Source organism: Bacillus tuaregi, assembly GCF_900104575.1.
Taxonomy (GTDB): Bacteria; Bacillota; Bacilli; order Bacillales; family Cytobacillaceae; genus Bacillus_BD; species Bacillus_BD tuaregi.
This window is the reverse complement of record NZ_LT629731.1, coordinates 3,459,866-3,484,485: the sequence shown is the minus strand read 5'-3', so window position 1 is coordinate 3,484,485 and position 24,620 is coordinate 3,459,866. Positions and strand designations below refer to the sequence as shown.

Annotated in this window: 18 protein-coding genes; 17 read left to right on the top strand and 1 reads right to left on the bottom strand. The window is 38.8% G+C overall.

Going from position 1 to position 24,620, the window contains the following annotated elements; all coding sequences use genetic code 11:
* Positions 1-32 precede the first annotated feature (32 nt).
* From dnaE to BQ5321_RS19110, 8 genes are all read left to right on the top strand, one after another.
* A complete protein-coding gene (gene dnaE, locus BQ5321_RS19145; RefSeq protein ID WP_071396012.1) occupies positions 33-3,389 on the top strand; it encodes a DNA polymerase III subunit alpha in 3,357 nt (1,118 codons plus the stop codon).
* A gap of 170 nt (positions 3,390-3,559) precedes the next feature.
* The gene (locus tag BQ5321_RS19140) at positions 3,560-4,798 is read left to right on the top strand and encodes an NADP-dependent malic enzyme (RefSeq protein ID WP_071396011.1); all 1,239 of its coding nucleotides are present in this window, start codon (positions 3,560-3,562) and stop codon (positions 4,796-4,798) included.
* A gap of 9 nt (positions 4,799-4,807) precedes the next feature.
* Positions 4,808-5,428, top strand: a complete 621-nt coding sequence (locus tag BQ5321_RS19135) for a FadR/GntR family transcriptional regulator (protein ID WP_261798745.1) — start codon at positions 4,808-4,810, stop codon at positions 5,426-5,428.
* A gap of 134 nt (positions 5,429-5,562) precedes the next feature.
* Positions 5,563-6,429: an acetyl-CoA carboxylase, carboxyltransferase subunit beta gene (accD, locus tag BQ5321_RS19130; protein WP_071396010.1), complete on the top strand. Its 867-nt coding sequence runs from the start codon at positions 5,563-5,565 to the stop codon at positions 6,427-6,429.
* The gene (gene accA, locus BQ5321_RS19125; protein WP_071396009.1) at positions 6,423-7,400 is read left to right on the top strand and encodes an acetyl-CoA carboxylase carboxyl transferase subunit alpha; all 978 of its coding nucleotides are present in this window, start codon (positions 6,423-6,425) and stop codon (positions 7,398-7,400) included. The genes accD and accA overlap by 7 nt, the downstream gene beginning before the upstream one ends.
* 262 nt (positions 7,401-7,662) lie before the next feature.
* Positions 7,663-8,622: a 6-phosphofructokinase gene (pfkA, locus tag BQ5321_RS19120; protein ID WP_071396008.1), complete on the top strand. Its 960-nt coding sequence runs from the start codon at positions 7,663-7,665 to the stop codon at positions 8,620-8,622.
* 36 nt (positions 8,623-8,658) lie between these two features.
* Positions 8,659-10,419 (top strand): pyruvate kinase, encoded by a 1,761-nt coding sequence (gene pyk / locus BQ5321_RS19115; RefSeq protein WP_071396007.1) that lies wholly within the window; start codon positions 8,659-8,661, stop codon positions 10,417-10,419.
* 73 nt (positions 10,420-10,492) lie between these two features.
* Positions 10,493-10,879 (top strand): FxsA family protein, encoded by a 387-nt coding sequence (locus tag BQ5321_RS19110; protein WP_071396006.1) that lies wholly within the window; start codon positions 10,493-10,495, stop codon positions 10,877-10,879.
* A gap of 28 nt (positions 10,880-10,907) precedes the next feature.
* Here BQ5321_RS19110 and ytvI read toward each other — a convergent pair whose 3' ends face one another.
* Positions 10,908-12,029: a sporulation integral membrane protein YtvI gene (gene ytvI, locus BQ5321_RS19105; protein ID WP_071396984.1), complete on the bottom strand. Its 1,122-nt coding sequence runs from the start codon at positions 12,027-12,029 to the stop codon at positions 10,908-10,910.
* A 243-nt stretch (positions 12,030-12,272) separates the two neighbouring features.
* On the opposite strand from ytvI, the gene BQ5321_RS19100 reads away from it, so the two are divergent.
* From BQ5321_RS19100 to polA, 9 genes are all read left to right on the top strand, one after another.
* The gene (locus BQ5321_RS19100; RefSeq protein WP_071396005.1) at positions 12,273-12,731 is read left to right on the top strand and encodes a DUF441 domain-containing protein; all 459 of its coding nucleotides are present in this window, start codon (positions 12,273-12,275) and stop codon (positions 12,729-12,731) included.
* A 371-nt stretch (positions 12,732-13,102) separates the two neighbouring features.
* Complete coding sequence (citZ, locus tag BQ5321_RS19095; RefSeq protein ID WP_071396004.1) at positions 13,103-14,227, top strand: citrate synthase; 1,125 nt, start codon at positions 13,103-13,105, stop codon at positions 14,225-14,227.
* Between the two features lie 372 nt (positions 14,228-14,599).
* Positions 14,600-15,871, top strand: coding sequence for an NADP-dependent isocitrate dehydrogenase (gene icd / locus BQ5321_RS19090; protein ID WP_071396003.1), 1,272 nt, complete (start codon positions 14,600-14,602; stop codon positions 15,869-15,871).
* Positions 15,872-16,000: 129 nt separating this feature from the next.
* On the top strand, positions 16,001-16,939 hold the full coding sequence (gene mdh / locus BQ5321_RS19085) for a malate dehydrogenase (protein ID WP_071396002.1): 939 nt from the start codon (positions 16,001-16,003) through the stop codon (positions 16,937-16,939).
* Between the two features lie 229 nt (positions 16,940-17,168).
* On the top strand, positions 17,169-17,888 hold the full coding sequence (locus BQ5321_RS19080; protein ID WP_071396001.1) for a response regulator transcription factor: 720 nt from the start codon (positions 17,169-17,171) through the stop codon (positions 17,886-17,888).
* Positions 17,885-19,660 carry a two-component system histidine kinase PnpS gene (pnpS, locus tag BQ5321_RS19075; RefSeq protein ID WP_071396000.1) on the top strand — a complete coding sequence of 592 codons (1,776 nt, stop codon included), beginning with the start codon at positions 17,885-17,887 and terminating at the stop codon, positions 19,658-19,660. Before BQ5321_RS19080 ends, pnpS begins: the two co-directional genes overlap by 4 nt.
* A gap of 249 nt (positions 19,661-19,909) precedes the next feature.
* Positions 19,910-20,872 carry an FtsH protease activity modulator HflK gene (gene hflK / locus BQ5321_RS19070; protein ID WP_071395999.1) on the top strand — a complete coding sequence of 321 codons (963 nt, stop codon included), beginning with the start codon at positions 19,910-19,912 and terminating at the stop codon, positions 20,870-20,872.
* Positions 20,865-21,797 (top strand): protease modulator HflC, encoded by a 933-nt coding sequence (gene hflC, locus BQ5321_RS19065; RefSeq protein WP_071395998.1) that lies wholly within the window; start codon positions 20,865-20,867, stop codon positions 21,795-21,797. The genes hflK and hflC overlap by 8 nt, the downstream gene beginning before the upstream one ends.
* A 133-nt stretch (positions 21,798-21,930) precedes the next feature.
* A complete protein-coding gene (gene polA / locus BQ5321_RS19060) occupies positions 21,931-24,564 on the top strand; it encodes a DNA polymerase I (protein ID WP_071396983.1) in 2,634 nt (877 codons plus the stop codon).
* The last annotated feature ends 56 nt before the right edge of the window (positions 24,565-24,620 follow it).

The following is a 24,620-nucleotide window of genomic DNA, read 5'->3' as shown; positions in this document are numbered from 1 at the left end:
CTATTTAAGACTTATTAAGGAAGTGAATGTACGTGTCATTTATTCACCTTCATGTTTATAGTGCGTTTAGCTTGTTAACGAGCACAGCATCTGTGGAAGAACTTGTACGGGATGCGAAGAAAAAAGGGTATGGTGCCTTAGCGCTAACGGACCGTAACGTAATGTACGGTGCTGTAAGCTTTTATAAAGAATGTATGAAACATTCCATCAAGCCAATAATTGGACTAACAGCGGATGTACTCAGTGAAGAACAAGAGGGAGCTGCTTTTCCGCTTGTCCTACTAGCGAAAAATCAAATCGGGCTGCAAAATCTGTTGAAAATATCGAGCAGCATTCAAACAAAATCATTATCTGGGATCCCCATAAAATGGCTAAAGCATTATTCTAAAGGATTATTTGCTTTAACTCCTGGAAAAGATGGGGAAATAGAACAGGCGCTGCTAAATGGTGATATCACAAGTGCTGAAAGGGTGCTGAGCTTATATAAGCAATTATTCGGAGAATCGTTCTATATCAGTCTCCAACAGCATCACATCTCAGCTGAAATGAATGTAAATCGAAAGCTTGTAGAGTTAGCTAAACATTATCAGGTTCAGCTAGTGGCAACGAATCAGGTATATTATTTATATAAAGAGGATGCCTTTGCTCATGAGTGCTTACTGGCTATTAAAAATGGAAACAAACTGCAGGATGAAAATCGGGAGCTACTTGAAAGTCATCATTATGATTTAAAGACTCCAACGGAAATGATTGAGCTTTTCACAGAAATTCCGGATGCATTAGAAAATACACTAAAAATTGCCGAAGCGTGTAATGTCATGATCGAGCTTCATAAGACAAAGCTGCCAAGATATCCGACAGGTAACGGTCAGGCAGCAGAGGAATTGCTGGAGGAGATCTGCTGGAAGGGACTTCAGGAACGTTATGACTCACTAACTAATGAGGTAAAGAGCCGACTTCGATATGAATTAGAAATAATCAAGAAGATGCAGTTTAGCGATTATTTTCTTATTGTCTGGGATTTTATGAGATTTGCTCGAGAAGCAGGCATATTAACTGGTCCGGGCAGGGGATCGGCAGCAGGTTCATTGGTTGCCTATACGCTTTATATAACCGATGTTGATCCGATTCAACATCAGCTTCTTTTTGAACGTTTTCTCAATCCGGAACGGATTTCAATGCCCGATATTGATATTGACTTTCCGGACCATAGGCGTGAGGAAGTTATCCGTTATGTGACAAATAAATATGGCCAGCTCCATGTTGCGCAAATCATTACGTTCGGTACATTAGCAGCCAAAGCGGCTCTTAGGGATGTAGGCAGGGTGTTTGGTCTTAATACAAAGGAATTAGATAGATTGTCAAGAATGATTCCGGGGAAAGCTGGGATAACGCTTAAGGAAGCCTATGCTGAATCTAAGCTGTTAAAGGATTTTGTCGCTGAAACAGACCAGCAGAAGCGGCTTTTTGAAACAGCTTTAAAGCTTGAGGGACTTCCAAGGCATACTTCCACACATGCCGCTGGAGTTGTGATTAGTGAACAGCCATTAGTTGATATTATCCCGATTCAGCAGGGGCATGAGAATATTTATTTAACTCAGTATTCGATGGAGCATTTAGAGGAGCTTGGTCTCTTAAAAATTGATTTTCTTGGCTTAAGAAATCTTTCTTTAATTGAGTCTATTTTAAAGTCTATCTATCGTAAAACTGGTAAAAAATTAAATATAAAAGAAATCCCGATGGATGATCCAGCAGCCTTTCAGTTAATCAGTAATGGACTGACGACTGGTGTATTTCAACTGGAATCTGACGGAATGCGGAATGTGCTGACACGACTGAAGCCAAACCGCTTCGAGGATATCGTAGCAGTAAATGCTCTATATCGTCCGGGTCCAATGGAAAATATCCCGCACTTCATTGATCGGAAGCACGGCCGCGAAAAAGTCGTCTATCCACATCCTGATTTAGAGCCAATTCTTGAAAATACATACGGGATTATTGTATATCAGGAACAAATATTGAAAATTGCTTCCAAAATGGCAGGCTTTTCACTAGGTGATGCGGACCTCTTAAGAAGGGCAGTGAGTAAAAAGCAAAAGGAAGTGCTAGATCGGGAGAGGACCCATTTTATTGAGGGGGCTGAACGTAAAGGCTATGAACGAATAACGGCAAACGAAATCTATGATTTAATCGTTCGATTTGCTAATTATGGCTTTAATAGAAGTCATGCCGTTGCATACAGCTTTATCGCTTATCAGCTTGCTTACTTGAAGGCACACTATCCGATTCATTTTATGGCCTCTATCTTAACATCTGTTACAGGAAATGAAGTGAAAATATCTCAATATTTAAGAGAAATGAAGACAATGCATATCCCTCTTCTAGCCCCATCAATTAATAAAAGCGGCTATTCCTTTCTCGCTGAAAAGGATGGAATCCGGTTTAGTCTTGGAGCTGTAAAAGGAGTTGGCATTGCGGCATTAACTGAAATTATGCGTGCCCGCAAGGAAAAGCTATTTGTTGATTTATTCGATCTCTGCATAAGAGTATCAACGAAAGTGGTCAATCGCAAAACCTTAGAGGCGCTTGTTTATTCAGGTAGTTTAGATGAGTTTGATGAGGATCGTGCCGTGCTATTGGCAAGCTTAGATGTTGCTCTCGACCATGCCCAGCTAGTAAAGCCGAATGAGAGTCAACAGGGAGATTTATTTTCTCATATTGAATTAACGATTAGACCTAAGTATATGGAAGTAGAGCCGATGCGTGAAGAGGATAAGCTTCGAATGGAAAAGGAAGTACTTGGCTTCTATTTATCCAATCATCCTGTATCCCTATATGAGAAGTATTTTCCTGCTTTAAAGGTACATGCGTTATTTGATACGATTCCTTTAAATTCTAATCGAAAAGCAGTCGTCCATATTGGTGAAACCAAAAAAATCCGTACCAAAAAAGGTGAACAGATGGCTTTTATCATCATAAGTGACTCTAGCGGAGAGATGGAGGCTGTTGTATTTCCTAATGTATATAAGAAAATTTCATCTATTTTACAGCAAGGAAATATCCTGGTTATCGAAGGAAAAGAAGAGGAACGTCAAGGAAAAACCCAGTTTATGATTAAGGCAGCACAGGAGATTGAGGCTGCAGTTGAGCCTTTAAATGATGAAACAACGGTATTCATTAAAATTACGAAAGAGCAAGAAACTGTTGAACAGCTCCAGCTCTTAAAAGGAATATTGAAAAAGCATCCTGGTCCTGTCCAAGTAGTTCTTTACTATGAGAGTACCCAGAAAACGATTCGGTTAGAGGAGCGCCTGTTTATTACTCCATCAAAAGTCTGTTTGGAGCAATTGAAAGAAATGGTTGGAGATGAAAACGTACTTTTGAAGTAACAATTCTTATACTTCTTTACAAGTAGTGAAGATTGTTATATTGTAAAAAAGAAACTGGTCAGACCAGTAAATTATTCACTTATTTACGTTTAAATGTAGCATTATGACCATCTAGAGAAGACGACAGGTATGTTTCATTAAGATTTGAATAGGACTGAGGAGTGGGAAAGGTGACGTTAAGAGAAGAAGCTTTGCATATGCATCGAGTAAACAAAGGTAAACTGGAATCAAAATCAAAAGTAGAGGTTCTAAATGCAAAGGATCTAAGTTTAGCATACTCTCCTGGAGTAGCGGAGCCATGTAAAGAAATATATGATAAGCCGGATACGGTTTATGAGTATACAATGAAAGGAAATATGGTTGCCGTTGTCTCAGATGGTACAGCAGTACTAGGTCTTGGAAACATTGGACCATCAGCTGCATTGCCGGTTATGGAGGGAAAGTCAGTATTGTTTAAAAGCTTCGCTGGTGTCGACGCTTTCCCCATTTGCTTAAATACAACAGATGTTGAAAAAATTATTGAAACCGTTAAACTCCTGGAGCCTAATTTTGGTGGTGTTAACCTAGAAGATATTGCAGCACCAAATTGCTTTGTTATTGAAGAAAGACTAAAGAAAGAAACAAATATTCCCGTTTTTCACGATGATCAACATGGAACAGCTATCGTGACATTAGCTGGTTTGTTGAATGCGTTGAAGATTGTTAATAAAAGAATTTCGGAAATAAAGGTTATTGCAAATGGTGCAGGTGCTGCGGGGATTGCGATAATCAAGCTTTTGCATAGCTTTGGTGTCCGTGACATTATCATGTGTGATACAAAGGGAGCTATATATGAAGGCCGTCCGGTAGGAATGAATAAGGTTAAATCAGAGGTCGCTAAGTTTACAAATCGTGATAATCAGTCCGGCAGTCTACAGGATGTAATTGTAGACGCGGATGTATTTATTGGTGTATCTGCTCAGGATGCATTATCTAGTGATATGGTAAAAACGATGAATCGTGATCCCATTATTTTTGCGATGGCTAATCCGAATCCGGAAATTCACCCTGATGCGGCAAAGGCTGCTGGGGCTGCAGTTGTAGGAACGGGGAGATCCGACTTCCCTAACCAGGTGAATAATGTGCTTGCTTTTCCTGGTATTTTCCGAGGGGCGCTTGATGTCAGGGCCACACATATTAATGAAAAGATGAAAGTGGCAGCTGTTCATGCGATTGCAAATCTAATAGATGAAAAGGATCTGCATGCAGATTATGTTATTCCGGCCCCATTTGATTCCAGGGTTGCCCCGGCGGTAGCTGCGGCCGTGGCAAAAGCTGCTATGGAAACAGGTGTAGCAAGATTGAATGTTGATCCGGAGGAAATTAAAGAAAAAACCCGCAAGCTTGCCTTAATTGGAAAAAGTGAGTGATTGTTAATAGTGAAATCATCAGAAGTAGTTACAAAGGTCTATTTAGAAGTGGTAAAACAACTAAGGAACATGATAACAGAAGACAGTCTAAAGCCTGGTGACAAACTTCCATCTGAACGTGAACTATCTGAGCGTCTAAATGCTGGACGCTCTTCTGTTCGTGAAGCGTTACGTGCTTTGGAGCTCCTCGGATTAATTGAAACAAAAAGGGGCGAGGGTACCTTTATTCGCGACTTTAAAGGTCATCACCTGATTCCACTCTTAAGTACTTTTATTTTGCAGGATGAAGAGTCCAAACGAGATATAAAAGAAACGAAGTATCTGATTGAACAGAATTGTTTAGCGCTTATGTTAAAAAGAGCTGATATGGATGTCTTCTTAACCGATAAAAGGTGGAATGAGGATGTCATTGATGAAGATGACTTCTTTTTAAGGGTTGTCGAAATGGCTGAAAATCACTTATTATTAAGAATTTGGGTGATTTTAGCGGATTATTATAACTATGTGCAAATAGTTGGGCAAAAGCCTGTAAAAAAGGATTACGCTAGGCTGTTAACAGCATTGTCAGTAAAAGATGAAAAACAAATTACCGAAGCCTATCAGCGTTTAAGGGGCATGTCGAATGAATGACGACAGATTATAACAAGGTTTGTCTACAACTTCATATATAGTAGTGTAGTAAGGACGAGATTCCAACTAGATAAATAGCCTGTAGATAAGTGGTCTGACCACATTAGAATGTAATAAATAAGGGAGGTCTCACCTTGCTTAAAGAGATTTTTACGAAAACAAAGAAGAAATATGCCACAATTCCTTCTGAACATGCGAAGCAGGATGTTCCAGAAGGAATCATGACAAAATGTCCTAATTGTAAAAAAATCATGTATACGAAAGAGTTAATAAAAAATTTGAAGGTATGCCTGCATTGTGAATACCATCATACGATGAATTCACGTGAAAGAATTGCTGCCTTTTTAGATGAAGATTCCTTTGAGGAATTAAATGGTGACATGACTTCATTGAACCCGCTCGATTTTCCTGGTTATCTCGAGAAGCTTGAGCAGGACCAGAAAAAAACACAGGTGAATGAAGCTGTTGTGACTGGAATTGGAACGGTTAATCAGTATAAGGTTGTGGTCGCTGTAATGGATTCTACTTTCCGGATGGGAAGTATGGGCTCTGTCGTAGGTGAAAAAATTACATTGGCAGTAGAAAAGGCAGATGAGCTGTCCCTTCCTTTCATTATTTTTACTGCTTCCGGTGGAGCTAGAATGCAGGAGGGTGTTCTTAGCTTAATGCAAATGGCTAAAACAAGTGTAGCCTTAAAGAGATTCAGTGATCATGGAGGGCTTTTTATTTCCATAATGACACACCCGACAACGGGAGGAGTCTCGGCAAGCTTTGCAACCTTGGGAGACTATAATCTTGCTGAGCCAGGAGCCTTGATTGGGTTTGCAGGAAAAAGAGTTATTGAACAAACTATTCGAGAAGAGCTTCCGGAGGATTTTCAAACAGCAGAATTTCAGCTCAAACATGGGCAGCTCGATGCAGTCATCCATCGTTTACAATTAAAAGATCAGCTAACAAACATCCTTGATATTCATAGTCCAAGGGAGGTGTCTGAATGGTAGGAGAAATGGAATTTGAAAAACCGATACTTGAACTAAGAAGAAAAATTACCGATTTAAAAGAATTCACAAAAAATACAGAAGTAGATTTATCGGCTGAAATTGAAAAGCTAGAAACACGCCTGTTAAAGCTTGAAAAGGAAATATATGAAAACATTAAACCATGGGATCGAGTTCAAATAGCTCGCCACGCAGGCAGACCGACAACCCTTGATTATATATCATTGCTGTTTACGGATTTCTTTGAATGTCATGGGGACAGGACATTTGGTGATGATGAGGCCATTGTCGGCGGGATAGCAAAATTCCAAGGACACCCGATTACGGTAATCGGTCATCAGCGGGGAAAAGATACAAAAGAAAACATTCGCCGCAACTTTGGAATGCCACATCCAGAGGGTTATCGTAAGGCCTTGCGCTTAATGAAACAAGCTGAAAAATTCAATCGTCCTATCGTTTGCTTTATTGATACAAAGGGTGCCTATCCTGGTAAATCAGCTGAGGAGCGCGGGCAAAGTGAGGCAATTGCTCGGAATTTAATGGAGATGGCTGGTTTTACTGTTCCCGTTATTTGTATTGTCATTGGTGAAGGTGGAAGCGGCGGAGCGCTGGCCCTTGGTGTAGGTAATTATCTGCATATGCTTGAAAATTCAACGTATTCAGTTATATCCCCTGAAGGTGCCGCCTCGATTCTATGGAAGGATGCTGGGTTAGCTAAGCAGGCTGCGGAGTCAATGAAAATAACTGCACCTGATTTAAAGGAATTAGGCATCATCGACCATGTGATTCCAGAGGTAAAGGGCGGTGCTCATAAGGATGTAAAGCAGCAGGCAGCGTTTATCGAAAAAGTTCTACTAGATTCCCTCAAGGAGCTAAAAAAGCTGGATAAGCAGCAATTAGTTGAACATCGGTATAATAAGTTTAAACGAATTGGTGAAATTTCGTTTTTAAAAGACTATATCGGGGTAAATTAAAAACGTACTGTTTAAGTACGTTTTTTCCTATTTTTTGAGGGTTTGCTATGGGAGAGTTTCGATTAAACCGCTTTCACTTTAATAATTATTCTGCCTATTTTAGTGAATGTATAGATTCTGTTGAGATAAAGGGTTCTTCGTGCTATTTTAATACTGTTCCGGTTTTTTTTTACTTTAAATAAAATGTTCGTCGAAAATTTTTCAATTAATAGTTCTATCTATTTTGATTACTTCTGGTAAAGTATTGATGGGAGGAAAAAAAATGAAGCGAATTGGTGTATTAACAAGTGGTGGAGATGCTCCAGGCATGAATGCTGCTGTCAGGGCAGTTGTACGAAAGGCAATATATCATAATGTTGAGGTTTATGGAATTATCGGTGGCTATGCTGGATTGATTAGTGGTAACATCAAAAAGCTAGAGCTAGGTTCAGTTGGAGATATTATCCACCGAGGCGGCACTGTTCTTTTGTCGGCAAGATGTGAAGAATTTAAGACTAAAGAAGGACAGCTGAAGGGTGTTGAGCAGCTGAAGAAATTTGGAATAGAGGGTTTGGTCGTTATTGGTGGTGACGGCTCATACAGAGGAGCACAGGCTCTAACATCACACGGCTTCCCATGTGTAGGTGTGCCTGGAACCATTGACAACGATATTGCTGGCACTCAATATACAATTGGTTTTGATACGGCTTTAAACACAGTTATTGAAGCAATCGATAAAATCAGAGATACGGCTACATCTCATGAGCGAACTTTTATTATTGAGGTTATGGGACGTAATGCTGGTGATATTGCTCTGTGGGCAGGTCTTGCAGGCGGTGCAGAAACGATTGTGATTCCTGAGGATCATTACGATATGGATGAGGTTTGTGCTCGTCTAAAGAAGGGGCAGGAACGTGGTAAAAAGCATAGTATTATCGTTGTGGCCGAGGGCGTTATTAGTGGAGTCGAATTTGCTAAGCAAATTAAGGAATTAACTAACTTTGATACTCGCGTCTCTGTATTGGGTCACATGCAGCGTGGTGGATCCCCATCTGCCTTTGACCGTGTATTAGCCAGCCGTCTTGGTGCAGGTGCCGTTGAACTGATTCTAGAAGGAAAAGGCGGAAGAGCTGTTGGCATTCGCAATAACCGAGTCATCGATCATGATATTAATGACATTTTAGAAGAACCACATACACTTGATTTTAACCTATTAAAATTGTCAAAGGAATTATCTATCTAAAAAGGTTGATATACATATCAGGAGGTTAATATCGGAATGAAGAAAACAAAAATTGTTTGTACGATTGGACCAGCTAGTGAAACTGTTGAGATGTTGACGAAGTTAATTGAAGCTGGAATGAATGTAGCACGATTAAATTTCTCCCATGGTAATTATGAAGAGCATGGTGAAAGAATTAAGAATATCCGTGAGGCTGCTAGCAAGACTGGTAAAAATGTAGCTATTCTTCTTGACACAAAAGGACCAGAGATTCGTACACATAACATGGTCGATGGAGCAATCGAGCTAACTGCCGGCAGTTCTACTATTGTATCGATGACAGAGGTAGAGGGAACGCCAGAGAAGTTCTCTGTTACATATGAAGGGCTAATTGATGATGTAGAAATAGGCTCCAAGATTTTACTTGATGATGGTTTAATTGGACTTGAAGTAGAAAAAATCGATAAGCCGAATGGGCAGATTCATGTAAAGATATTAAACAGTGGAACATTAAAAAATAAAAAAGGTGTAAATGTCCCAGGAGTGTCTGTCAATTTACCTGGTATTACACAAAAGGATGCTAATGATATTCTGTTTGGTATTGAACAAAATATTGATTTTATTGCTGCATCTTTTGTACGTAGGTCTTCTGATGTTCTCGAAATCAAAAAGTTACTTGAAGAAAATAATGCAACCCATATCCATATCATTCCTAAAATTGAGAATCAAGAAGGTGTCGATAATATTGATGAAATTCTTGAGGTTTCGGATGGTTTAATGGTTGCCCGTGGGGATCTAGGTGTTGAAATACCGGCTGAGGAAGTTCCTCTTGTCCAAAAGAATTTAATTAAAAAATGTAATGCCTTAGGAAAACCGGTTATTACTGCAACACAAATGCTGGATTCAATGCAAAGAAATCCAAGACCAACTCGTGCTGAGGCAAGTGACGTAGCAAATGCCATTTTTGACGGTACAGATGCTATAATGCTTTCAGGTGAAACGGCTGCGGGGCTGTATCCGCTCGAAGCGGTTGAAACGATGCATAACATTGCTTGCCGTGCAGAGTCTGCATTAGATCATAAAAAGCTATTGTCAAACCATAGCAAAGATAGTGAACATACGATTACGGATGCAATTGGACAATCAGTAGCCCATACAGCATTAAACTTAGGTGTGAATGCGATTATTACGGCGACTGAAAGCGGATATACGGCGAAGATGATTTCGAAATATCGTCCCAAAGCGCCAATTGTTGCTGTAACGGCAAATGATCATGTCTTAAGAAGACTGTCGCTTGTATGGGGAGTTTATGCACAGTTAGGTCAACACTCCAATACAACCGATGAAATGCTCGAAAATACAGTGGATGAAAGCTTAAAGAGTGGTTTTGTCTCACATGGTGATTTAGTCGTGATTACTGCTGGTGTACCAGTAAGTGAAACTGGAACAACCAATCTGATGAAAATCCATGTTGTTGGTGATATATTAGCAAAAGCACAGGGAATTGGCCGTAAAACAGCATATGGAAAGGTTGTTATTGCCAGAAACGCAGAGGAAGCTCTTCAGAAAGTAAAAGAAGGTTCCATTCTTGTTACTTTTGGTACAGATAAGGAAATGGTGCCGGCAATTGAAAAATGCAGCGCACTCATTACAGAAGAAGGCGGCCTTACAAGCCATGCTGCTGTCGTCGGTCTGAACATTGGAATTCCTGTACTAGTAGGCGTTGAAAATGCAACCGATATTCTTAAAGAAGGTCAGGAAATCACAGTAGATGCCCAGCGTGGAGTTATCTATAATGGACATGCAAGTGTGCTATAATAGAAAGTAGGGGAGGGAGATTTATTCCTTCCCTACTTTCTTTTAATCACTTATCGGAGTGTGAAGGTATCTAATGAGAGTTTTAATCCTGTTGTTTATTTTAGTCCCAGCTGCAGAAATTGGCGTTCTCCTTTTTTCGGGTAATACAATTGGGATATGGCCGACTGTTGCACTTCTTATCATCACAGGAGTACTCGGTTCATATCTGGCAAAAAAGCAAGGGATGAATGCCATTAGAAAAGTGCAAGAGCAATTGGCATATGGCCGGCTGCCAGGGGATGAAATACTTGATGGAGTCTGCATCCTTCTTGGCGGTGTAATGCTGTTGTCACCTGGTTTTTTAACCGATATTTTAGGGTTGATTTTATTACTCCCACCCACAAGGGCAGTGCTTAAACCAATGATTCTGAAGCTCCTGCAAAAATGGATGAATAAGGGTACGTATACAATTATTAGATAAGAAAAAGAGGGTGATGGCACCCTCTTTTTTATTCGCGTATTTCTGTCCCTTTAATATAACTCCATAAATCTCGGAATACATTCGCTTTGTGTAGGGTTGTCAGGATAACGAGCATCACTGGTCCGATAATTAATCCTAAAAAACCAATTAACTTAAAACCGACAAAAAGGGCAATTAATGTTGCTAATGGATCCATTCCGATACTGGAGGAAAGAACCTTTGGTTCCATAACTTGTCGTTGTACAAGAACCACTATGTATAAGATACCGAGTCCGATAGCCATATTGATATTCCCTGTTATGACCTCATATATAATCCAGGGGACAAAGATTAACCCAGTACCAAGATAAGGCAGGATATCCACTAATCCCGTAACAAGTGCAATGGTAATGGCATAATCAACCTGTAAAACCAACAGACCGATTAAAATGATGACCGTCGTTATGGAAATGAGAGTCAGCTGCGCCTTAATAAAACCAAATAAAGCCTTTTGTAAATCAGCAATCACCTTTTGACTGCTTGATTTAGCTTTGTTTGGCAGGATGCGACCGGCCATAGCCCTTAAACGGTCCCAGTCCTTGCTGATGAAAAAAGTCGCTAGAAGCGAGAAAATTAATACAGATGCTGCATTAGGAAACCATGAAATAATCGTTGGGATAAACGCGAAGAAATGTTGAATGAAATCTCCAAGGTTTTTTCCAATCGTACTTCCTACATTTTGAATGTTTTTCATAATGGTGTCCTGCTGTCCACTTCCTAAGCTGTTAAAAAGACTTGTCAATTGGTCATAGAAAGGGATAATCTGAGAAGCAATTAAATGTTCAATATACCGAATTAACGTATCTAATTGATCCGGTACAACCTTTGCTAAATACTCAGCACCCGAAACAATCTCTGCTATTAGCAGGGTAAGGAGTCCCGCAAAAAATGCAAAAGCAATAATAAGAGCTATCAATACGGAAAGGCCTCGAGGTATTTTACCCTTTTTTTGTAGGAAATTAACAAGCGGATTCATAAAAAATGCAATTGCTAGTCCTATAATAAAGGGATAGGTAACCTTTGAAAGGTAATAAATAAGCAGCAGGGAACCAATCGTGATACCGACCACAAGAACAAAACGAAAGGCTCGATTGACATAAACCATGTTCATCATATTTCACCTCTTTCGTGATATTAGGCTTGTAACCTAAAGAAAAAGTAGACCATTCTGCATCAGAAAGCTATTAAAATGGGAATAGTAAATGTAGTACATAATACGAAAATAAACTGGAAAAGGATTCAATTAAGTGTATGAAATTATCTAAAAATTAAAGCTTGCATTAATACATTATTCTTTTTTGAATCAGAAAGTTATGATAATATAATATAGAATCATTGGAAGGGAAGAGACTAGTTGATATCACAAGCGACCTTCTTTTTACTGTTATTATTGGTCATTGCTTTGATTGCTAAAAATTCCTCACTTATCATTGCGGTAATTGTGCTGATGATCATGAAGCTATTTGGCTTTGATGCAAAAGCATTTTCTTATTTGCAGTCAAAGGGAATTAATTGGGGTGTGACAATCATTACAATTGCTGTTCTAGCGCCCATTGCAAGTGGTGATATTGGGTTTAAGGATTTAACTGCAGCTTTTAAATCACCATATGCCTGGATTGCCCTAATATCTGGAATTGCTGTTGCACTTTTGGCAAAGGGTGGGGTTACTTTATTGGCGAAGGATCCTCATATAACAACAGCCCTTGTGTTAGGTACAATACTTGCTGTTTCTTTATTCAAGGGAGTTGCAGTAGGCCCTTTAATAGGTGCTGGAATAGCTTACTTAGCCATGAAAATACTCGAAATATTTTAATATAATTTCCAAAAAAATATTTTTTTTAGAATTTAAAATTCTTTTCGTTCACAAAAGTCTGATAATTGTTTATAATAATAGTTGTATTAATTGTATCATTACCTAGTTACTAATATTGTAAGCATTTTCTTTTTTTGCAAAAAAATGAACACTCGCTCAATTAGAAGATATTTACTAAATTATTCAGGTTATTATCGACTGCTAACAGCAGCCGATTTCTTACTAAGGAGACCATATGTGTCTCTGGAATAAAATTCAGAAAATTCTTTCTGATAATTCTTGTTTCTTCGAATAAAATATTTTACAGACATCTGGGTATGGGGAATTTTTTTGTGTTTATGGGGAATTCATTTAAAAGGAGAGGATTTTATATGACAGTAACACGTGGTCTTGAAGGGGTAGTTGCAACATCCTCCTCAGTTAGTTCAATCATTGATGATACGCTTACTTATGCAGGATACAATATTGATGATTTAACAGAGAATGCTAGTTTCGAAGAAGTAGTTTATCTTCTATGGCATCGAAAATTGCCTACAGCATCACAATTAAAGGAATTACAAAAGCAATTAGCTGAAAATAGTGAGCTACCTCAAGCAATTCTCGATCATTTTAAGATGTATCCAATTGAAAAAGTACATCCAATGGCTGCGCTACGTACTGCGGTATCTCAACTGGCGCTTTACGATGAAGAAGCAGATGTAATGGACAATGAGGCTAATTATAGAAAGGCTATTCGTCTCCAAGCGAAACTGCCAACTATTGTTGCGTCCTTTGCCCGCATTCGTAAAGGTTTAAACCCTGTCTCACCAAGAACAGACCTAAGCTTTGCGGCTAACTTCTTATACATGCTATCTGGTAGTGAACCGGATGCAATTGCAGAAGAAGCGATGAATAAAGCGCTTATTTTACATGCAGACCATGAATTGAATGCTTCTACATTCACAGCCCGTGTCTGTGTTGCGACTTTATCAGATGTATACTCTGGTATCACGGCTGCTATCGGTGCATTAAAAGGTCCTCTGCATGGTGGTGCAAACGAAGCGGTTATGAAAATGCTTACAGAGATTGGGTCACCTGAAAATGTAGAATCATATATTAGAGAAAAATTAGCGAAAAAAGAAAAAGTTATGGGCTTTGGACACCGTGTATACCGTCAGGGAGACCCTCGTGCAAAGCATTTAAAACTTATGTCTGAGAAATTAACTAAGCTGACAGGTCAGCCACAGTGGTATGAAATGTCAACTAAGATTGAAGGAATTGTAACAGGTGAAAAGAAATTACCGCCAAATGTCGATTTCTACTCTGCATCTATGTACCATAGCTTAGGCATTGACCACGATTTATTTACACCAATCTTTGCTGTAAGTCGTGTTTCAGGGTGGCTTGCACATATTCTAGAACAATATGATAATAACCGTTTAATCCGTCCACGTGCAGAATATACTGGACCAGGAATGCAGGTTTATGTTCCTGTAGAAAAACGGGGAGAATTTTAACTTCATTCAGCAGAAGTCCTCCACTTCTACAAGTGGGGGATGAATGCAAATGGTTCTTCGATTCAGTGGGGGTTCAAACCCCGGCTGAATGAAGTTAAGCCTCCGGCGGATGTCACGGATTTTTTAAAGGTAGTTTATCGAGCGAGCTCGATAAAAATTCGGACGCAAATTCGACGGGCGAATTTGATTAAATTCAATTATTTATAGATTTTTCACTATTTTTTACTAATTTATTCGCTAGGTTTTTACATTTATATAAAAAATTGTTTTAATAGTATTGGTATGGGAAGGCTGGAGGCTGAACATAACCTAATGAAGTCAGCCTCAATCAGCTTATTTTAACCCATACCTTAAATTTGGAGGGAGATTTACATGCAAGGCGAGAAAATCACAGTAACAAATGGAGTATTAAACGTACCAAATAACCCAATCGTACCATTCATCGAAGGGGATGGAATTGGTCCAGATATTTGGGCTGCTGCATCCAAAGTATTAGATGCTGCTGTAGAAAAAGCTTACAATGGCGAACGTAAAATTCAATGGAAAGAAGTTCTTGCAGGGGAAAAGGCATTTAATCAAACGGGCGAGTGGCTTCCACAAGAAACTTTAGATGTAATCAGTGAGTACCTGCTTGCAATTAAAGGACCTTTAACAACACCTGTTGGTGGCGGAATTCGTTCTCTAAACGTGGCACTTCGCCAACAATTAGATCTTTATGTTTGCTTGCGTCCAGTACGTTGGTTCGAAGGTGTTCCTTCACCGGTTAAACGTCCTCAAGATATTGATATGGTTATTTTCCGTGAAAACACTGAAGATATCTATGCAGGTATTGAATATGCACAAGGAACTGAAGAAGCTAAAAAGTTAATCAGCATCCTACAAGACGAATTTGGTGTAACAAAAATCCGTTTCCCTGAAACTTCTGGAATTGGTATTAAGCCTGTTTCAAAAGAAGGTACAACTCGTCACGTACGTGCTGCAATTGAATATGCGATCAAAGAAGGCAGAAAATCAGTAACGATTGTACATAAAGGTAATATTATGAAGTTTACTGAAGGTGCATTCAAAAACTGGGGCTATGAAGTAGCTGAAACAGAATATGCTGATAAAGTATTTACATGGAACCAGTATGATAGAATTAAAGAAGAACAAGGTGTAGAGGCTGCAAACAAAGCACAAGCAGATGCAGAAGCAGCAGGCAAAATCATCGTGAAAGATGCGATTGCTGACATTTTCCTACAACAAATCCTAACACGTCCAAGTGAGTTTGATGTTGTTGCAACATTGAACTTAAATGGTGACTATATTTCTGATGCACTTGCTGCACAAGTAGGTGGAATTGGTATTGCTCCTGGAGCGAACATCAACTATGTATCAGGACATGCTATTTTTGAAGCTACACATGGTACTGCACCAAAATATGCAGGCTTAGATAAAGTAAATCCTTCATCAGTTCTTCTATCTGGTTGTTTATTACTTGAACACATCGGCTGGAACGAAGCTGCTGATATGATTACTAAATCAATTGAAAAAACAATTGCATCTAAGGTTGTAACTTACGACTTTGCCCGTTTAATGGAAGGTGCAACAGAAGTAAAATGCTCTGAATTCGGTGACGAGCTAATTAAGAATATGGAAGCTTAATAATGTTAGTATTGGCGCCTTACCCTAGGGTAAGGCGCTTAAGCTAAATACTGGCAATAAACATGGGGATGTGTTTATATTTAGATGCATACGTCTATTTATAATATATTGAAGGGAGAGATTTGACATATGGCAATAAAACGAAGAAAAGTATCTGTAATCGGTAGTGGTTTTACTGGAGCAACGACAGCATTATTCCTTGCACAAAAAGAGCTAGGTGATGTTGTATTAGTGGATATTCCACAAATGGAAAACCCTACTAAGGGGAAAGCATTAGATATGCTTGAAGCAAGTCCTGTACAAGGCTTTGATGCTTCAATCATTGGTACTTCAGACTATAAAGATACAGAAAATTCCGATATCGTGATTATTACAGCAGGAATTGCGCGTAAGCCAGGTATGAGCCGTGATGACTTAGTGCAGACAAATCAAAAGGTTATGAAGGCTGTAACCAAAGAAATTGTTAAATATTCCCCGAATTGTTATATTATTGTATTAACCAACCCGGTTGATGCTATGACCTATACGGTTTATAAAGAATCAGGATTTCCAAAGAATCGTGTAATCGGCCAATCAGGTGTTCTTGATACAGCACGTTTCCGTACGTTTGTTGCTGAGGAACTAAATCTTTCTGTTAAAGATGTAACAGGCTTCGTATTAGGTGGACATGGGGATGACATGGTACCACTTGTCCGTTACTCTTATGCAGGCGGAATCCCGTTAGAAACATTAATTCCTAAAGACCGTCTTGATGCTATTGTAGAGCGTACACGTAAAGGCGGCGGTGAAATTGTTAATCTACTTGGAAACGGTAGTGCCTATTATGCGCCAGCAGCTTCCTTAGTAGAAATGACAGAAGCCATTCTGAAGGATCAACGCCGCGTACTGCCAGCCATTGCTTATCTTGAAGGTGAGTATGGATATAATGGAATTTATTTAGGTGTTCCAACTGTAATGGGAGGCAATGGCATTGAACAGATTATTCAGCTACAATTAACAGATGTTGAAAAAGCACAGCTTGATCGTTCGGCTGAGTCTGTAAAAAATGTAATGGCTGTTTTAGCTTAATAAGTAGAAAAAGTTCGGGGAATACTTTTCCCTGAATTTTTTTTTGGAGAAAACCAGGTATTGTACATGTGTTTTTTTTATGTGTATAGTATTAAATAGGATACTTTGGCAGTAGGGAGCGTCCAATGCAGACCGGATGACTGTATTGTGGACAGGAAGGTAAACTTCCAACCTATAAACTTGGATGATTAGGGGTTTTCTAATAGTATTCTATAAACGGAGGGTCCTTATGGAGAAAAAAGTACTTGTCGTTGATGATGAAAAATCAATTTTGACACTAATTGAATATAATCTAAAGCAGGCAGGTTTCAAAGTAATAACAGCCATGGATGGAGAAGAAGCGAGAAATATTGCGTTAAGTGACAACCCAGATCTCATTGTGCTTGATTTAATGCTTCCAAAAATGGACGGCTTGGAGGTATGTAAAGAGCTTCGCCAGCAGAAGAATTTTACACCCATTCTCATGCTGACAGCAAAGGATGATGAATTTGACAAAGTGCTCGGCCTTGAACTAGGTGCGGATGATTATATGACAAAGCCGTTTAGTCCAAGAGAGGTCGTTGCTCGTGTAAAAGCTATATTAAGAAGAACGCAGATTCAAATGGAAGCTTCAGAGTCTAAGGTAAATAATGACTCAAATCAAATTATCATTAATCAATTGACTATATACCCAGAACAATATGAAGCCTATTATCAGGATAATCTTTTAGAGTTGACACCAAAAGAGTTTGAATTACTATTATATTTAGCAAAAAATAAAGGTCGAGTATTAACCCGTGATCAGCTGTTAAGTGCTGTTTGGAATTATGATTTCGCGGGAGATACAAGGATTGTAGATGTCCATATCAGCCATTTACGGGAAAAAATTGAAACGAATACAAAAAAACCAGAATACATTAAGACGATTAGAGGCTTAGGCTATAAGCTTGAGGAGCCAAAGGAAGAATGATAAGGGTTCGTACAAGGCTGCTCTTTACTTTAATTACACTGCTAGTCCTTGTTCTAATCTGTGTCGGTCTGATTCTAGGGCAATTATTTAAACAATATTATATACAAACATTTGATGAGCGATTAAAAAAAGAAAATGTACTTGTGGCATCCTATATTGAAGACCATGGGGGATTTCAAGATTATAGCCGTGACTGGATGTCTACAATAGGTAATGAATTGAATGCAAGAATTTCTGTTTTTGATATCGAAGGTACGGTTGTTTATGATAGCGGAGAAGCTGCTCAATCAAGTGATAACAATAGTAGGGTAATTGAAGCAATCGTTGAGAAAAATTATGATTATGTAGATAAATTAAATGAGTCCACACTCATAAATGATTTTCATATTAAGTATTATTGGGAGCCAGTTGAATTGAATGGTTCTAAAATGGGATATGTCCTTATAAGCACAAAAATGACGGAGCTCAAAAACGCCTATTCAAAAATCTGGTGGTTGTTAACCATCTGCTTTAGTTTTGCCTTTATTGTTATTTTTACGTTAGGTCGATTGATAATGAATCGCTATACCAAGCCGATTGAAAGAGCAACGAATGTGGCATTTGAATTAGCAAAGGGGAATTATCATGCCAGAACCTATGAGGATCAGACGGGTGAAATTGGCATGCTTAATTCATCATTAAATATTTTGGCTAGAAATTTACAAGATATAATGAAATCACATGAAATGCAAAAGGATCGTTTGAGTACTCTTATTGAAAGCATCGGCAGCAGTTTGCTTCTAATTGACAGTCGAGGATATATTAGCTTGATTAACCGTACATATAAGGAAATATTTGATGTGAATCCGTCTAATTTTTTATATCAGCTGTATTATGAAGCGATTGAATATCAGGATATTCGTAAAATGATAGAAGATATTTTTATGACGGAACAAAAGGTGAAAAAGCAAGTAGTCATCCCGTTGAAAATTGAACGACGCCATTTTGAAGTGTATGGAGTACCAATCATTGGAAAAAATGATGTTTGGAAGGGTATATTGCTTGTTTTTCATGATATTACAGAAATAAAAAAACTGGAACAGGTGCGCAAGGATTTTGTAGCAAATGTATCTCATGAGTTAAAAACACCGGTTACTTCGATAAAGGGGTTTTCTGAAACACTCTTAGACGGTGCAATGGATGATAAAGAGACACTGGAGACCTTTTTAAAGATTATTTTAAAAGAAAGTGACAGGCTACAATCTTTAATTCATGATTTGCTGGAACTATCTAAAATTGAACGAGAGGGCTTTAGTTTAACGATAGAATCCTTCGATTTCATCAGCTTGCTCGGAGAAGCGATAAGGATTATGGAAGGAAAGGCCAAGGAGAAGAATATAACCATTTTGGCTGACACATCTCCTAGTAAAATATATCTCGAAGGGGATATGGATCGTTTAAAGCAAGTCCTTATCAATATTATTTCTAATGCTGTTTTATATACTCCACAAGGTGGAAATATCTATATCGATGTGGAAGAAACCAGTAAGACTGTCATTGTGCATATTAAAGATACTGGGATGGGAATCGAAAAGGATGAAATTCCCCGTATTTTTGAACGATTCTATCGTGTTAATAAAGCAAGGGACCGAGATTCAGGAGGAACTGGACTAGGCCTAGCGATTGTAAAGCATTTGATTGAGGCTCATAAAGGAAGAATTACGGTAGATAGTGAGATGGGTAAGCATACAACCTTTAGTATTGAGCTGAATAAAAAGTTTTCGGACAAATAATAGGTCAACTTTACATATTATTAACACACCGTTTATAGCAGCTTAACATTATTCAGCTATGATTATTTATGAAATACCCCTTCATCCAAAGGAGCCAAAATAAAAGAGACGGAAGCAATAAGCTTTCGTCTCTTTTATTCTTTTTTACGAACAAGAGTCAATTATTTAGGAAAAAAGAAACATGTCTGAAACCTTTTCGCAATATAATCGTACATACTGTTATAGATATTTTGGAGAAAGGGTGATAAGATGATCAGTTTAAAAAGGATTTATATGATTGTTGCTGCCGTCCTTCTCATCATTATACTGGCTATAGCTGCTTTTACCACATGGTATACCGTTGATGAATCGGAGCAAGCAGTTATACTAACTTTTGGTGATGCAAAGGAAGGGACAAGTGAGCCGGGATTGCATTTTAAGTTACCATGGCCAATTCAGCAGGTTGAAAAGCTATCGAAAGAAACGTTTAGCTTACAATTTGGTTTCCAGGAAGAAAAAGGTGAGGTAAAAGAATTTCCAAAAGAAACAAAAATGATAACGGGCGATGAAAATATCGTATTGGCTGATTTAGTCGTTCAATGGAAAATTACAGAGCCAACTAAATATTTATATAACTCTGTCGATCCAAAGGAGATTCTATATGATACAACATCTGCATCGCTCCGCAGTATCATTGGCAGCTCAAAAATTGATGATGCCTTAACATCTGGTAAAGCTGAAATAGAAGCAGAGGTAAGGGACTTATTATCTACACTTATTAATAAATATGATATTGGAGTATCCATCTTAGCTGTGAAGTTGCAGGATGTAGAGCTTCCGAATGATGAAGTACGGAAGGCATTTACAAATGTAACAGATGCCAGAGAAACAATGAATACCAAGATAAATGAAGCAAAAAAATATGAGAATCAACGTTTGAATGAAGCAGAAGGTGAAAAGAAAGCCATTATTTTAAACGCCGAGGGTGATAAAGCTGAGCGTATCGAACGAGCCCGGGGAGATATTGCGGTTTTCGATAAGATATATGAAGGATATCAATCTAACCCTGACATTACAAAAGAACGTTTAGTCCTTGAAACACTTGAGCAGGTCCTTCCAAATACGGAAGTATATATTATGAATGATGATGGCAATACGATGAAATACTTCCCAATTCGTCCGCTTGAAACAAAATCTGAAGAAACGAAGAAGGGAAGTGAAAATAATGGCTGATGAAAAGATTATCAATATGAAAGAAAAGGGTGGTAATAGCTTTCAGTGGAGAGGCTACACGAAAATAGGTATCTTCTTTGTCATCCTTATTGCGATTATCTTGTTTATCTTTGTTAATGTTTTTATCGTAAAAGAAGGCGAGTACAAGGTTGTCCGCCAATTTGGGGAAGTAGTCCGGATTATTGATAAACCTGGCTTGAGCTATAAAATACCTTTTGTGCAAAGTGTGACATCCTTACCAAAGTATCAAATGATTTATGATGTAGAAGAAGCGGAAATCAATACAAAGGATAAAAAGAGAATCATCATTGACAACTATGCTGTCTGGAAAGTGGTTAACCCTAAACTAATGATTTCAAATGCTAGAACCATTGAAAATGCGGAAAGTAGAATGGAAGAGTTCATTTATTCTGTTGTTCGAGCAGAGCTAGGTTCATTAAATTATGATGAAATCATTAATGATGAAAAATCATCGCGGGGTTCATTAAATGATCGTATCACGGAACAAGTCAATGAATTTCTAGAAAAAGACAAGTATGGTATTGTCGTAATAGATGTTCGCATGAAAAGAACAGATTTACCGGAAGAAAATGAGCAATCCGTTTATACACGGATGATTTCGGAACGGGAAACAAAAGCACAGGAATACTTGTCCATGGGGGATGCTGAAAAGAATACCATTATCGCCCAAACAGATAAGACGGTACAGGAATTGCTGGCAACAGCAAAGGCAGATGCAGAGACGATTCGTGGACAGGGTGAAGCAGAAGCAGCACTAATCTATAACCAGTCCTACTCGAAGGATCCAAGTTTTTATTCACTATTCCGTACATTAGAGTCTTATAAAAAGACGATTAATGGGGAAACTGTGCTCGTATTACCATCTGATTCTCCATATGCCCGTTTGCTAATGGGTCAAGAATAACTAAATAGTCAATAGCCGTTATTTTCCCTTCCTTAATTAATCATGATAAACTAAGGGGAGGGAAATAATGGCTTTTTTATTTTGTAAACTAGCTGGCTTGTATAAGCTGTTAAATATAGAAAGGAGTGTTTATATGACTAAAAAGCTGGTATTAATTGATGGAAACAGTATTGCATATCGCGCGTTTTTTGCTTTACCGCTTTTACATAATGACAAAGGAATACATACGAATGCTATTTATGGTTTTACGATGATGCTGATGAAGATTTTAGAGGAAGAAAAACCGACACATGTACTGGTCGCGTTTGATGCAGGAAAAACAACCTTTCGTCATAAATCCTTTAGTGAGTATAAAGGAGGCAGACAGAAGACACCGCCTGAACTATCAGAGCAGTTTCCATTTATCCGAGAGCTGCTGGATGCCTACCGAATCTCCCGCTATGAGTTAGAAAACTATGAGGCCGATGATATTATTGGAACGCTAACCCTACAGGCAGAAAAAGAGGGTTATGAGATAAAGGTCATATCCGGTGATAAGGATTTAACCCAGTTAAGCTCTCCATTAACGACGGTCGGTATTACAAAAAAGGGTATTACCGATATTGAAGAATACACACCAGACCACATAAAGGAAAAATACGGTCTAACGCCTGAGCAGATTATTGACATGAAGGGTCTGATGGGGGACGCGTCCGATAATATTCCCGGTGTTCCCGGTGTAGGTGAAAAAACTGCCATTAAGCTTTTAAAAGAGTATCATACGCTGGAGGATTTATTATCTTCTGTAGATAAAGTGAGCGGCAATAAATTAAGAGAAAAGCTAATGACCTATAAGGACCAGGCTCTATTAAGCAAAGAGCTGGCAACAATTATGCGAGAAGCGCCGATTGAAGTCCAGTTAGCTGATATTGAATATGAAGGCTTTGAAAAGGAAAAGCTACGTGGTTTATTTATGGAGCTTGGATTTCAATCCTTGTTAGAGAAGTTTGGAGCGGAGCTTGTTGATACAGATGCTCAAGAATTAGAGGATATCGAGTTTGAAATAGTAACGGAAATACGTGAAGAGATTTTTGCTGATCAGAGTGCCTTCTATGTTGAAGTGCTGGAGGATAATTATCATTATGCTGATATTATCGGCTTTTCATTAGTGAATGAAAGGGGCAGCTATTTTATCCCAACGCATGTAGCACTTGAATCATCTATTTTTAAAGCATGGGCTGAGAATATGGAATGGAAGAAAACGGTTTATGATGTCAAACGATCCGAGGTTGCATTGCGTCATCATGGTATCCATTTAAACGGAGTGACCTTTGATTTACTGATTGCCGCCTATCTGGCAAACCCTTCAGAAACCACGGTCGATATTGCATCGATCGCCCATCGATACGGTTATTCTGCTATTCAATCGGATGAAATCTTTTATGGGAAGGGGGCAAAACGAAGGGTTCCAGAGGACAATGAACTTTCTGGGCATCTTGTCCGTAAGGCGCTGGCTTTATATGAGCTCGAAGAAAAGCTCGAGACTGAATTAAAGGAAAACCAGCAGCTAGAATTGTATCATGATTTGGAAATGCCGCTTGCCTTTATTCTTGCTGATATGGAATCGCAGGGCGTAAAGGTCGACCGTGAGCGCTTGAGCGGGATGGGAGAAGAGCTTAAGGCTAGATTAAATGACCTTGAAGTGCTGATTTATAGCTTAGCCGGTGAGGCCTTCAACATAAATTCACCTAAACAGCTCGGGGTCATATTGTTTGAAAAGCTAGGGCTGCCCGTTATTAAAAAAACGAAAACAGGTTATTCTACCTCTGCGGACGTACTGGAGAAATTAGAGGATAACCATGAAATCATTCAACAAATCTTATTGTTCCGTCAGCTTGGAAAGCTTCAATCTACCTATATTGAAGGGCTGTTAAAAGTCATCAACCCGAAGAATGACAAGGTTCATACCATTTATAACCAGACATTGACACAAACAGGAAGATTAAGCTCGACTGACCCGAATCTTCAAAATATCCCGATTCGTCTTGAAGAGGGAAGAAAAATCCGTGAGGCTTTTGTCCCTTCTGAAAAGGGCTGGGTGATCTTTGCAGCCGATTATTCGCAAATCGAATTGAGGGTCCTGGCCCATATTGCCAATGATGAAAAGCTGATTGAAGCCTTTAAAGAAGGAATGGACATTCACACCAAAACGGCCATGGAGGTCTTTCATGTTAAGGCTGATGAAGTGACAGCCAACATGCGAAGACACGCTAAGGCAGTTAATTTTGGAATTGTATACGGTATAAGTGATTACGGATTAAGTCAGAGTCTAAAGATAACCCGTAAGGAAGCTGGACATTTTATTACTCGTTATTTAGAAAGCTATCCGGGTGTAAAGGAATATATGGAGGAAATTGTTACAGAAGCTAAGCAAAAAGGGTACGTTTCGACATTAATGCACAGGCGTAGATATCTGCCGGAAATAACAAGCAGAAATTATAATTTACGCAGCTTTGCCGAGCGGACTGCCATGAATACACCGATTCAGGGAAGCGCAGCTGATATTATTAAAAAAGCCATGCTGGATATGGCAGAGCGTTTAAAGGTCGAGAATTTAAAAGCCCGCTTATTATTGCAGGTGCATGATGAATTAATATTTGAAGCTCCGGTTGAAGAAATTGAAATACTGAAGGAAATGGTTCCTGATGTCATGGAGAATGCCATTGAACTAAAAGTACCGCTAAAGGTAGACTATGCCTATGGTCCAACCTGGTTTGATGCTAAATAAGCTAAAGACCTACGAGTAGCCGGGAGTCGGATTTCGATATCGATGTTTAGAAAGGA